Genomic DNA, 12,966 nt, shown 5'->3' on the forward strand with positions numbered 1-12,966 from the left:
TCGTTTATTACGTTAAATACTCCTCTACTATTGTAGCAAACTCAGCGGGATTTTCCACATGAATTGCATGTCCAGCGTCATTTACTGTTAAATGCTTAACAGTATTTAATAGCGCTTTCATTTCTAGTGCAATTTTACAAAATTTCTCATCCAATGAACCTGTAATTAACAGGACAGGTATTTCTAGTTGCGACAATCTATCCCAATTTGAAGGTTGAACGCCTGTCCCGATACCTCTCAAGCTACCAGCAAGTCCCTCTTCTTTCTGTGATAGTCGCTCTTCTCGAATAGTTTCTCTTACAGTTTTAGGTAGACGTTGCTGTGAAGCAAAAAGCGGTATACTTTCCCAAGCATTGACAAAGGACAGTACACCATTCGTCATTATTTTTTGCGCTAGTGCTTCATCTCGCTTACAACGTTCATTTTGCTCTTCCATTGTTCGCAAGCCAGGAGATGCACTTTCTAAAATGAGCTGATGGATACGAGTTGGATACGAAATGGCATAGGATAAAGCGATTCTTCCACCCATTGAATAGCCCAACAGCGTAAATTTCTCTAAATGAAGCTGACAAAATAGTTCTTCTAAATCCTGTAATTGCTCCTCCATAGAAAAACGCTGTACGTGCTGTGGAATAGCTGTTTGACCATGTCCGATTAAATCAACGGCAATAACACGCACATGAGGTAGAGCTTGTGCTAGATTATGCCATGTTGCTGAGCTACCAGTAAATCCATGTAAGGCAACGACTGTATATTCACCGTTTTCATTCCATATATCGACATGGGTTTCAAGACCACGAATCATCCACTTTGTCATGCTTTTAACTCCGCATTAATTCGATTCCATAGACCTCGATGTGCATTTACATTCTCGGTTCTATCTGTAAATATTTCAACTAATCGTAAAGAATGGTTTTTACATGTTGAAAATTTCTCAGAAAGCTCAGAAATTGTTTCCACACGTACATAGTCCATATCATACATATGTGCAATGTCACGGAATTCAAGAGCTGTTGGTGTGCCAAATAAATCCTCATAGTGATCTTCAACAGTTGACTGTGGTAAATAAGAAAAAATACCACCACCATCATTATTCATCACAATAATCGTTAAGTTACATTCCTGATATCTGGAAGCAATGAGTCCATTCACATCATGTAAAAAGGCTAAATCACCAATCAGTAAATAACTTTCTCGATTATTTCCCTGACTGAAACCGATTGCTGTTGATACGACACCATCAATCCCGTTTGTTCCTCGATTGGCAAAAACACGTAAATCTTTCGGTGTAGCCAATAAAAATGTATCAATATCTCGCACTGGCATACTACTGCTAACGAAAATATCACTACCGTCAGGAATCATTTTGAGTAAACGACTGACTATAGCCCCTTCATCTTTTTCTACCTCTGCGTATTGTTCAATAAACATAGAAGCAAGCTGATTTGCTTTTTGCCATTCGGCTAAGTAGGTTTCCTCGATAGCCGTTTCAGTGATAGCCAATTCTGTTAGCCATTGATCGACATTCGCATGAATAAAATGCGTAGAAACGCCTGTAGCATCTCTAAACATAGGGTCTTCATCGATAATCACATACGCATTTGGACGTGACTTTGTAATAAATTGCATCATAAACTTCGAAACTGGTTGTGCCCCTATTCGGATTACTGTATCTGGTTGCACCAGTGCTTTGAAGTCATCACTCTTCATAATGGCATCATAGGTTGACACGATATATGGTAAACAATCCTCTGGTACGGATGTACGCATATTCGATAAACTTTCAACAATGACAGGCCACTTCAGCTGACGTACAAATTCCCAAACAATGGATAATTCTGTACCAAGAGCTAACTCACCAATGATCATAAAGCCTCTTTTAGTTGATTGTATAATAGAGGTTAGTTCCTGTTGATCCACGCGTGTTGGGGTTAATTGTCCCATACTGCTGTGCTTAAATGTCACTGCTGGTAGCTCCTGCTGTAAATCAATTAATAGTGGTTCACGGAAAGGTACATTAATATGGACTGGTCCAAAAGGTGCGCTCGTGGCAATGGCTACCGCACGAGCAAGATGACGCTCAATAAAGGGCAATGTTGGTTCAGCACCATCTGCTAACGGAAAATCAACACTCCACTTCACATGTGAACCATATAAATTGGGTTGGTTGATAGCCTGTGGAGCGCCTACCTCACGCAATTCATGTGGGCGATCAGCTGTTATAATGATTAATGGTACACGTGCATAGCTTGCCTCCACAATCGCAGGAAAATAGTTAGCTGCTGCTGTACCAGATGTACATAAAAGAACCACAGGCTTAGTAGTTGCCTTAGCAAGCCCTAGCGCAAAGAATGCTGCTGAGCGCTCGTCTACCTGCCGATACATTTTTACTTGTTTAGTAGAAGCAACCGCATAAGCAAGCGGTGTTGAACGTGAGCCTGGACTAACGACAACATTCTCTACACCAGCTTGCACTAGCGATGCGACCATTTTATAAACATAATCTGTTAGTATTTTTCGTTCACTCATGTAATTGTCCCCCTAGCGCACGAAGCATTGGACGGAATTTTACTAATGTTTCTTCATATTCAGATTGCGGTTCTGAATCTGCGACGATTCCACCGCCTGCATATAAATAAGCTTTATCATTTAGTAAGGCTGCTGAACGTATGGCAACTGCAAATTCACCGTTACCCTCTGCATCTAACCAGCCTATTGGCGCTGCATACAGTCCCCGATTCATCGGCTCATATTTACGGATGGCTGCCAATGCTTCTTTGCGTGGTACACCACCTAAAGCGGGTGTTGGATGTAATGATTTAGTCAATTGTAAGATTGTTGCATCCTGATTTAACTGACCTTCAACAGGCGTATACAGATGTTGAATATCTCGTATTTTTAACAAGCGTGGTCTATCTGGCACCGTCATGTCCACACAATTTTTACGGAATGTTTCCGCAATCATATCCACAACATACTGATGTTCTCCGCCATTTTTAGGGTCATTTAATAAACTTTGTCCAAAAGCCTCATCTTCCTCTGCAGTCTTACCTCGTTTAATTGAGCCAGCAACACAAGAAGAAAAGGCTCGACCATCTTCTACCTTCACAAGTCGTTCAGGTGATGCTCCGAAAAATAATAAATGTCTATGCTCTAAACCAAATAAATAGCTTTCTGGTTGTTCATGAATAATTTGAGAAAGTACTTGTGGTGCGGATACATACTCTTTAAATTGCAAAGCAAGTGATCGTGCAATGACCACTTTATCTGCCTTTTTCTGTTTAATTAATGCTGTCACTTGATCGATTGAGGCTAAATAAGGCTCTTTATATGGTTCAAAATAACTTGTGATTTCAGGTTTTGTATACGTTTTCACTTCTTTAACCTGAGCTGCATGGATTAAATGATCGCGCTCTTTTCTTAGCGCTTCGAACTGATCCTCAGCCTGTTGGTCTTGTGTCAAAAGGTGAATACTTACGTATGCTTTATCATCGCGTATCACCAGTTGAAACGTTGCTAATGCAAAATAAGCCTCTGGGAAATCCGTCCATTCCCCATCTACATTATTTTGAGGATCAAATGTAAAACCGCCAAACAAAATTGGTTGTAACGCTTGTTGACCTTTTGGACAGTTTTTCGTTATGTTTTTCCATTCCGCTTCAACTGCATCAAAGCGGTTTTCTTTAGCGTTGTTTTGAATAGTATGAGCATGTCCTAGCCCAACTAATGTCATTGTTTTTTCTCTATTTTGCCAATAAAATCGTTCACCTTTATAACATTCCTCGCCAGCTGCATAGAACGCCAGTGCAGATAGGCGACTTACTTCAATTGTTTCCATATAAAAATGAAGGCTTTGGCCCAAAGAGTCCACTTCTACTTCTGTGGCTTGGTACCACTTCTGTTGCATGAAAATTACCTCCGTTGTTGCAATGTACATAATGAATGATGGTTAAATAACACATCATATTTTAGTTGGCAACACGTTATTCGTACTGTTGCTAATTGTTCTTTTTTATTTTCAGTTCATAAATGCATGTTCTATTGTATCACTTTTTTTCATTAAACAGTATGTAATAAGCTGTGAACCTACCCATTTTCTCAATCTTCGTTTAAAATAAGAAGAGTCGACAACATTTGAAGGAGAGAAAGACCTTATGACCAAAGTCATTGAAGCTGATAGGGGTTTTAAAGTGTGGTGGCATTTAACACGTCCACATACTTTAACCGCTTCATTTGTTCCTGTATTCCTAGGAACAGCAATTGCCTTAGCAATTGAAAAAGAAACAATTGATTTTGGACTATTTTTTGCTATGCTCATTGCAAGTATGCTTATACAAGCAGCAACGAATATGTTCAATGAATATTATGATTACAAATTAGGATTAGATAACGAGCATTCCGTCGGGATTGGCGGAACGATTGTCCGTCATGGTGTACAGCCAAAAACAATTATGATGATTGCATTAAGCTTTTATGCTATTGCCATGCTTCTTGGCATTTACATATGTGCCTCAACATCTTGGTGGTTAGCTGTTGTCGGACTTGTTTGTATGCTTATTGGCTTTTTATATACAGGTGGACCATACCCAATCGCCTATTCGCCATTTGGTGAAATTGTTTCTGGCGCAGTAATGGGGATGGGCATTGTATTAATTGCCTTCTATATTCAAGCGCTTACAGTAACATTAGATGCTGTCTTGCTCTCTGTACCAAGCATGATTTTAGTCGGTGCCATTATGCTATCGAACAATATACGTGATATTGTTGGTGATACAGAGGGCGGACGAAAAACCTTAGCTATTTTGGTAGGACGTGATAATGCCATTTCCGTGTTATCAGGCTTTTTTATCGTCTCTTATTTATGGGTGATTGCTCTTGTAGCAGTTGATGGTATTACGTTTTGGGCATTAATCATCTTCCTAAGTATTCCAAAACCATTACGTGCCATTCAAATTTTCCGAGACAAAAAAGAAGCCAAAGAGGTAATGCCTGCGATGAAATATACAGCGCAAACAAATACATTCTTCGGCTTCCTATTAGGAATCGGTTTATTAATTCATTATTTCTTTTATTAAGATGCGGCAGCCTTAACGGGTTGCTGCTTTTTTTACATAGCATCGGAAATTTTGGCTTGCAATACCATACACTTCTTCATCTGAAAAGCTTGTACGTAATGCCTCTAGTAAATTTTGCGCCTCTCCTGCATGGGCTAAGCCACTGACAGTCCTATCAATCCCATCAAAATCAGAGCCTAATCCAATATGCTCCACACCTACCAGTTTTGCTAAATGCTCCACATGCCCCACTAAATGGTCTAGTGTTGCACCCTCGCCAATAAAGAGTGGGAAATAAACTACATGGATATGTCCTCCCACCTCAACAAGTGCCTTTGCCTGGGCATCAGTTAAATTACGCGGGTGATCACATAGTGCACGTGCATTACTATGGCTTGCAATAATATGCTTTGCAAGCGGCAAGACATCCCAAAAGCTTTGCTCATTTAGATGGGACACATCAATAATAATATCGCGTTCATTTAATAATTGTATAACTTCTTTACCAAATGGCTTTAAACCAAGAGTTGCATCCTGTTCAGCACCATGGGCCACAGCATTTTCTTCATTCCACGTTAAACCTACTAATTTCACCCCTGCATCCAGGACAGCTGTTAGTTTTGTTAAATCTTCGCCAATGGCACTACAGCCCTCTAAGCTTAAAATGGCTCCTATTTCGTGGGGAGCTAATTGATCTAACTGTGCCCAATCTGTAATATGCACCATGCCCTCTGTTTGTAATACGTGAGTATGGAATGCTTCGATTTGGCGCATGACCTCAAGAAATTGTAGACTTTGTGGGATTGTTGGGTCAATAAAGATAGCGAACACTTGCGCCTCTACTTGCCCTAATTGCAATCTTTTTTGATTAGCATGTATTCGTACATCCTCAGCAAAATTAGCCGTTTCAAGAGTAGTTAATTTTAAAAGCGCATCACAATGTAAATCAATAATCTTCATATCCTCACCTCTACAGTTATTATACTGCTTCTGCGAGGAAAAACTTACTAAATTTTATCCTGTGGTGTATCAGAAGAGCCGAATTCCTCCAGCTCAATAAAATCATCTGATTTTGGTGTCGAAGAAAGAACATCTTCTTCCACTGGTCGTAAATTGTCTTCTTTCTTTTCTGCATGTTCCACACATGTCAGAGCTTGCGGCATTGCCTCTAAGCGACCAATTGGAATTTCTTTACCACAGACGGTACAATTGCCATATGTACCGTCTGCCATTGCTTGAAGAGCTTCTTTTATTTCTTCAGCATTATCACCACGATGCTCATCAATAGCCATTTCTGTAAGCTGATCCGTTAAATCACTTGCATTATCAGCTGGATGATTATCATAATTCGATAATTCTGTCGCTTGAGGTCGCTCTGATTCTTCTATTCGTTGTTCTATTTCTTGTAATTCTTGCTCTAGTTGTCTTTTTAATTGTTGCATTACTTGTTGATCCACAATAATCTCCTCCTCATGCTTTCATTTTTTCCTATTTTACGATTTCTAAAACATGTCAGCATAAGGAAGACCTATTTACTTACTTGTATAAGCTATAATGGCGTCATGCAAAAATTTTGCTGCTCCTGTTTCACCACGTTCATCATAATAAGCTGTAAAGCGTTCATCAGCAATATACATTTGTGCCAGCCCTGCATGTGCCTCTTTGGAATACTCTTTCCACGTAAAGTTGAGCCAGCGTTTATGCAACTCTGCCACTTCCATCGCAATGTCACTTGTAGTATCTCCAAGTTTCATTGCCTCTGCTAAACGTTCAAACATTTGCTGTTCTAGCTGTTGCATCGCTTGATATTGTTGCTCCGTCATGTTCATAAGCTTAGCATTGGATGCATCTACTGTTTCATTCCCATATTTCTCACGGATTTCTTTGCCGTACTGCTTTTCGTTATTCTCAATTAACTTTTCTTTAAAGCCTTTAAATTTTTCTTCATTTGACATTGGTTGTTCCTCCTCAATGGATTGTATTGTTTTTTCTACTGTCTGTAAGATCGTTTCCAGCTGCTCTTTGCGTTGAAGCAAAGCAGCTCTATGTGTTTTGAGCGCCTCAGCATGCTGAAAATTTGGTGCTTGAATAATAGCCTGAATTGTCGCTAATTTCATATCTAATGCACGGTAAAATAAAATCTGCTGCAACATATCGACCTCCCATTGGCCATAAAATCGATAACCTGCCTCATTGGTCCTTGCTGGTTTCAGCAATCCAATTTCATCATAATAACGCAATGTTCTTGTACTAACACCCGATAGTTGAGCAAGCTCCTGAATGGTATATTCCATCTCATCACCTCCACTAATGCTACTGTAAGCTTTGACGCAACGTTAAGGTCAAGAGTTAAAGTAAAAAAATTTAATTAAACTTAATTATACTTTCAAATCCTTTTACAAAAGTAAAAATAGCAAACTAGTAAATCACTAGTTTGCTATTGATTCGCATATTTCCCATGCCATACTATTTCTCGATAACTCTCTTTATCTGTATCACCCTCTGTATTAATAAACAGCACCTTCGCCTGTTCATTTAGGTGCAAGGCATGTTTTAATTCCTTATATTGTTCATTCGTCATTATTTCATAAAAGCAACCAAATGGCGCTGCTCCTGATTCACCAGCTATAATGCGAGTGTCTGTAGCTAAAGGATTTCCTAGAACGCGCATACCTGTTGCTGCTATTTCTTCCTCACACGAGATACTTATTTTTATGAAGGCTTTTAAGATTTGCCAAGCCTGTGGATTCGGTTCACCACAAGCAAGACCTGCCATTATAGTTTGCATCTCCCCACCAACAGTGACAAATTGATCTGTATTTTTCTTAAAGCTTTCATAATAGCAATTAGCGACATGTGGCTCAACCAAGACAAATGTAATATCCTGCTCATAGTATTGCTGTAAAAATGCTACTACTGCTCCGGCAAAGGACCCCACACCAGCTTGCAAAAATACATGTGTTGGGGCTTGCTGAATCTGTTCATCAATCTCCTGTACAAGGGTTGTATACCCCTGCATAATCCATAATGGAATTTCTTCATAGCCTTCCCACATCGTATCCTGAATCAAGACCCAGCCATTTTCTTGTGCAAGCTGTGAGGTATAACGAACAGTATCGTCATAATTCATTGTCGTAATTTCAGCAAAAGCCCCTTCACTTTTAATATGCAGTAACCGCTCAGCGGCGCTACCAGCTGGCATATATATTCTTGCTTGAAAACCCAGTTCTCTTGCAGCCCATGCCACACCACGACCATGATTTCCATCTGTCGTTGAAATAAATGTTAGATTGCCTACTTGCGCTCTTACTTCTGGAGTTTTTAACTGTTCAAACGATAGCTCCTCTATATTCCTTCCAAGCTTATTGGCAACATATTGCGCAATTGCATAAATACCGCCTAAAACTTTAAAGGCATTTAAACCAAATCGATAAGATTCATCTTTAATCATAATTTTTTCTACATCTATATATGAAGATAGTGCCTCAAGATGATGGAGTGGTGTCTTCTCAAATTGCTTATATGTACGCTGAAATTGACCAACCTTCCTCACTTGATCTAGTGAAAAATATGGAAGTATTGCTGTTGCTTGTTTTATATGATCTTGCTCTAAATAATGCTGATTATAAACCCACCTTAATTTTTCCTTCATCGCCATCCCCCTCAATTTATGATCACTCTCTACATCATAGTCTATCTAACTTTAAAGTACCAGGAGAGTATATATTAGGAAATAAAAAACTATACATGTATCGAACATCGATACATGTATAGTTTATAAGAAAATTATTTAACAAAGATTTCTTGCACTTGATCTAGCATAATATTCGCAGCTAAAATGCCTCCAGCCGTATTCCAAATGACATCATCCACCTTATGTGCTTTGCCTTTTTGGACTGCTGTTAAGTTTTTCCAAAGCGGGTCTTGTGTCCATTCTTGTTCAGTTGCTAGTGCTGAATCATCGCCTGTTGGCATGTACGTGAAGTAGAAAATAACATCCCCATCCATTTGAGGGATCGCTTCTTTCCCTACTTCAATCGCTAAGTTTCCTAGTTTAGCATTATCTTTAAATAAATCTGCTTGCGCTGCAACACGTTTAAATCCTAAAGCATCAAAAATCACACCTGAGAATGAATCTGTGTAATAGATACGAGATTTATCGGCCATAAAGCGTACAAATGAAACTTCTTGGTTGGTTTGTTCTCCAAGTTCTTCTTTCAGAGCTTGTAACTTATCTTCGTAAGCTTTTAGAACTTCTTCACCTTTTGTTTCTTGATTTACTGCTTTAGCGTATAATTTAAAATTCTCTTTCCAGTCACCACGTAATGTATCAGAAAACACAGTTGGAGCAATTTTGCTAAGTTTAGCATAATCTTTTTCTTGTCGTAATTTATTGCCAATGATTAAATCTGGCTTTAAAGAAGCAATTTTTTCGATATTTATTTCATGTTCAATACCGACAACCTCTACACCTTCCATTTGATCCTTGATGTGATCATACCATGGATCGCCTGTCCAAGATTGAACAGCACCTACTGGTTTAATACCTAGAGCTAATAATGCTTCTGTTCCTTCATTAGTTAAAACAACGATACGTTTTGGTGTGTCTTTTACTTCAGTTGTCCCCATTGCATGGTCAACACTGTAAGCATTGCTTTCTTTTGTACTTTCTTCTTTGGCATTATCTTTAGAAGTACCGCATGCTGCCAGAACAAAAATAGCAACCACAGCTAGTAAAACTAATAGTTTTGGAAAAGCTTTTTGCACCTTTTCTTCCTCCAATGTATATGATAAAATGTTTAAGCATATTTGACGAGAATGAAAATCACTTTCATCTGTCTAAGAACGATATTAATCGTATTGTATGTAACTATCAATGTCAATAACTAATTTATTAATTTTCCAAGAAAAGAGTACACGTTAAATATGATATTAAAAAATAATTATTCTAAAATGATTGCTTTACTAGTAGGAGTCATACTATTACTTCTTTCTATGGGGATCAGTATTGTGTATGGTTATGCAAATACTTCTATTCAAACTACGTATGAATCTTTTAGACAATTTAACCATTCAAATGAGCATCTTATTATTCAAAATGTTCGAATTCCAAGAGCTCTTATAGCCAGTTGCGTTGGTGCTTCATTAGCTATTACAGGCGTGCTTATGCAGACCTTAACGAAAAATCCATTAGCCTCTCCTGGAATTTTGGGCATTAATGCAGGAGCAGGCTTTGCTGTTGTCTTTGCCATGATTTTTTTCCACATTTCAAGCTTGCAATCTTTTGCGTGGATTGCATTTCTTGGTGCAGCAATCGCTGCTTTATCCGTTTATGGGATTAGTTTCTCAGGTAGAGATGCTGTTACTCCAGTGAAAATAACTTTAGCTGGTGCTGCCATCAGTGCCCTATTTGCATCATTTACGCAAGGTTTACTCGCTACAAATGAAGCAGAGCTTGATCAAGTTTTGTTTTGGTTAGCAGGTTCTGTACAAGGTAGAAAACTTGAAATTCTACTATCTGTTCTACCATATCTAGTAATTGGGTGGATTGCTGCCCTCATCATTTCCCCCAAAATGAATATTCTCGCTCTTGGCGATGATGTAGCAAGAGGTCTTGGTTTACGTTTAGGACTTATGAAGATATTGGTCGGTCTTATTGTTATTTTTTTAGCAGGGGGAGCAGTTGCAATTGCTGGCCCCATTGGTTTTATAGGGATTGTCGTTCCCCATTTTGCGCGCAAGTTTGTCGGCACTGATCATCGATGGCTTATTCCTATGGCTGCTTTACTTGGGGGGATACTTTTATTGCTGGCTGATGTTGCGGCTCGTTATATTATCATGCCACAAGAAGTTCCAGTAGGCGTCATGACTGCTATGATTGGCACACCATTCTTTATTTACCTTGCGCGAAAAGGTGGAAAAAAATAATGAAACATGTAAAAACAATTCGTTTACTTCAACAAAAAATTTCATTTTTAATAGATGTACAAGCTATAAAAAAATTAACAGTGATTTGCATACTAACTCTTGCCGTGTTCTTTCTTAGTGCATCATTTGGTGATTCATTCATCAATCCATTTAAAGTTTTACAAGCTTTTTTTGGTTACGGCTCAGATTTTGATCAACTGATTATTATTGATTTTCGAATGCCTCGAATTTTCATGGCCTTGTTTGCTGGAATGGCGTTAGCCGTCGCAGGTGCAGTTTTACAAGGAATCATTAAAAATCCACTTGCCTCACCTGATATAATCGGCATATCTGCTGGTGGTGGGGCAGCGGTTGTTGGTTTCTTAGCCATTTTCAGTGATTCTAATCACTCTTTAACAGTTAGTATAGAGTGGTTGCCATTAGCAGGATTCATAGGTGCTACTATCGTCGGATGTATAGTCTACCTATTTGCTTGGAAAGATGGTGTCACACCAAATCGTCTTGTCTTAATCGGTATTAGCGTGTCGGCATTCATGCAAGCAATTACTACAATGTTAATGATTATCGGCCCAATTTATCAAGCAAGTGAAGCGAATAAATGGATTACGGGTAGTGTCAAAAGTTCGGATTGGGATCAAGTACAAATCGTTGTTCCATTGATTATTGTACTTCTACTTATAACCTTTTTTATTACTCGGCAGTTAAATGTTCAAGAATTAGGTGATGATACAGCATCAAGCCTAGGGCAGCCTGTTCAAAAAACACGCCTTTACTTAATTCTATTATGTTCCAGTTTAGTAGCGAGTGCCATAGCATTTGCTGGTGCTATTGGGTTTGTAGGATTAATGGCTCCTCATATTGCACGACGCATTGTTGGTTCATCGTTCGGTGTACTTATTCCAGCATCCGCTGCAATTGGTGCATTGCTTGTAATGGTTGCAGATATTATAGGTCGTACAGCATTTAGCCCATTAGAAGTACCCGCAGGCGTCTTTACTGCTGCTATCGGTGCTCCTTACTTTATCTATTTATTATTTAGAAACCCTAAAAAATAAAGGAGTCTATACTACATGACTGAATCTTTATTAACCAAATCCCTAACATTAAGTTATGGTGATTTTAATATTATCGAAGATCTCAATTTATCTATTCCTTTGAATGAAATTACTGTATTAATCGGAGCGAATGGCTGTGGAAAATCCACACTCTTACGCTCCATTGCTCGATTATTAAAACCTAAAAAAGGCTCCGTTTTATTAGACGGTGAGGATATTTTTAAATTATCAACAAAACAAGTGGCTAAAAACCTCTCTATTCTTCCTCAATCTCCTGTTGCACCAGAAGGGTTAACTGTCCTACAACTTGTGAAACAAGGTCGCTATCCTTACCAGAGTTGGCGACAACAGTGGACTGAAAAGGATGAAGAAATCGTTTTAAACGCTTTAAAAGCTACAGGCACTGAGCATTTACAAGATAGACCAGTAGATGAGCTATCAGGAGGACAACGTCAACGTGCTTGGATAGCTATGACGCTTGCTCAAGATACAGATATCATTCTTTTAGACGAGCCTACGACATACTTAGATTTAACTCATCAAATAGACGTTTTAGATTTACTATACGAATTGAACCAACAGCAAAAGCGAACTATTATTATGGTCCTACATGATATTAATCTTGCTTGTCGCTATGCCGATCATATTATTACAGTGCGTGACCGTGGTGTCTATCGTCAAGGGAAACCAGAAGAAATTATGACCACTGATTTAGTTAATCATGTGTTTGACCTTGATTGCCAAATGACGACAGATCCAATCTTTGGTACACCTCTTTGCATCCCATATGGAAAAGGACGAAAAATTTAATCACTATTTTAAAAAAAAACAAGCCTACACAGTTTAATCATTCTGTGTAGGCTTTCATTTATTATAGCTAAGTTATAAATCTAAATATCAAGTAAATTAAAAAGTGCAGTAGATGTAAA

Annotated in this window: 12 protein-coding genes; 4 read left to right on the plus strand and 8 right to left on the minus strand. The window is 38.6% G+C overall.

The annotated features are described in order from the left end of the window. Window positions 1-7 precede the first annotated feature (7 nt). Genes menH through L6W14_RS17495 form a run of 3 tightly spaced genes read right to left on the minus strand, consistent with a single transcriptional unit; the run spans window position 8 to window position 3,907 of the window. Window positions 8-817 (minus strand): 2-succinyl-6-hydroxy-2,4-cyclohexadiene-1-carboxylate synthase, encoded by an 810-nt coding sequence (gene menH, locus L6W14_RS17485; protein ID WP_131521254.1) that lies wholly within the window; start codon window positions 815-817, stop codon window positions 8-10. After that, window positions 814-2,529 (minus strand): 2-succinyl-5-enolpyruvyl-6-hydroxy-3-cyclohexene-1-carboxylic-acid synthase, encoded by a 1,716-nt coding sequence (gene menD / locus L6W14_RS17490; protein WP_131521253.1) that lies wholly within the window; start codon window positions 2,527-2,529, stop codon window positions 814-816. The genes menH and menD overlap by 4 nt, the downstream gene beginning before the upstream one ends. Next, on the minus strand, window positions 2,522-3,907 hold the full coding sequence (locus L6W14_RS17495; RefSeq protein WP_237898524.1) for an isochorismate synthase: 1,386 nt from the start codon (window positions 3,905-3,907) through the stop codon (window positions 2,522-2,524). The genes menD and L6W14_RS17495 overlap by 8 nt, the downstream gene beginning before the upstream one ends. 247 nt (window positions 3,908-4,154) lie before the next feature. Between L6W14_RS17495 and L6W14_RS17500 the strand changes: the two genes are divergently transcribed. After that, window positions 4,155-5,075: a 1,4-dihydroxy-2-naphthoate polyprenyltransferase gene (locus tag L6W14_RS17500; RefSeq protein ID WP_016992515.1), complete on the plus strand. Its 921-nt coding sequence runs from the start codon at window positions 4,155-4,157 to the stop codon at window positions 5,073-5,075. 12 nt (window positions 5,076-5,087) lie between these two features. Here the strand turns inward: L6W14_RS17500 and L6W14_RS17505 are convergent, their stop codons facing one another. The 5 genes from L6W14_RS17505 to L6W14_RS17525 form a co-directional block, all read right to left on the minus strand. Beyond that, the gene (locus tag L6W14_RS17505; RefSeq protein ID WP_237898526.1) at window positions 5,088-6,014 is read right to left on the minus strand and encodes a dipeptidase; all 927 of its coding nucleotides are present in this window, start codon (window positions 6,012-6,014) and stop codon (window positions 5,088-5,090) included. 47 nt (window positions 6,015-6,061) lie between these two features. Next, window positions 6,062-6,511 carry a TraR/DksA C4-type zinc finger protein gene (locus tag L6W14_RS17510; RefSeq protein ID WP_131521250.1) on the minus strand — a complete coding sequence of 150 codons (450 nt, stop codon included), beginning with the start codon at window positions 6,509-6,511 and terminating at the stop codon, window positions 6,062-6,064. 75 nt (window positions 6,512-6,586) lie between these two features. Beyond that, the gene (locus L6W14_RS17515; RefSeq protein ID WP_103118696.1) at window positions 6,587-7,348 is read right to left on the minus strand and encodes a MerR family transcriptional regulator; all 762 of its coding nucleotides are present in this window, start codon (window positions 7,346-7,348) and stop codon (window positions 6,587-6,589) included. Window positions 7,349-7,491: 143 nt separating this feature from the next. Further along, a complete protein-coding gene (locus L6W14_RS17520; protein ID WP_237898529.1) occupies window positions 7,492-8,706 on the minus strand; it encodes a diaminopropionate ammonia-lyase in 1,215 nt (404 codons plus the stop codon). Between the two features lie 134 nt (window positions 8,707-8,840). Then, window positions 8,841-9,821, minus strand: a complete 981-nt coding sequence (locus L6W14_RS17525) for an ABC transporter substrate-binding protein (RefSeq protein ID WP_131521249.1) — start codon at window positions 9,819-9,821, stop codon at window positions 8,841-8,843. Window positions 9,822-9,980: 159 nt separating this feature from the next. Here L6W14_RS17525 and L6W14_RS17530 point away from each other — a divergent pair, with 159 nt between their 5' ends. The 3 genes from L6W14_RS17530 to L6W14_RS17540 are packed head-to-tail and all read left to right on the plus strand — an operon-like array spanning window position 9,981 to window position 12,847. Next, window positions 9,981-10,982, plus strand: coding sequence for a FecCD family ABC transporter permease (locus L6W14_RS17530; protein ID WP_131521248.1), 1,002 nt, complete (start codon window positions 9,981-9,983; stop codon window positions 10,980-10,982). Continuing rightward, a complete protein-coding gene (locus L6W14_RS17535) occupies window positions 10,982-12,037 on the plus strand; it encodes a FecCD family ABC transporter permease (protein ID WP_048391031.1) in 1,056 nt (351 codons plus the stop codon). The genes L6W14_RS17530 and L6W14_RS17535 overlap by 1 nt, the downstream gene beginning before the upstream one ends. Window positions 12,038-12,052: 15 nt before the next feature. Then, window positions 12,053-12,847, plus strand: coding sequence for an ABC transporter ATP-binding protein (locus tag L6W14_RS17540; RefSeq protein ID WP_131521247.1), 795 nt, complete (start codon window positions 12,053-12,055; stop codon window positions 12,845-12,847). The last annotated feature ends 119 nt before the right edge of the window (window positions 12,848-12,966 follow it).

The organism is Lysinibacillus sp. ACHW1.5 (assembly GCF_022014815.1).
Taxonomy (GTDB): domain Bacteria; phylum Bacillota; class Bacilli; order Bacillales_A; family Planococcaceae; genus Lysinibacillus; species Lysinibacillus capsici.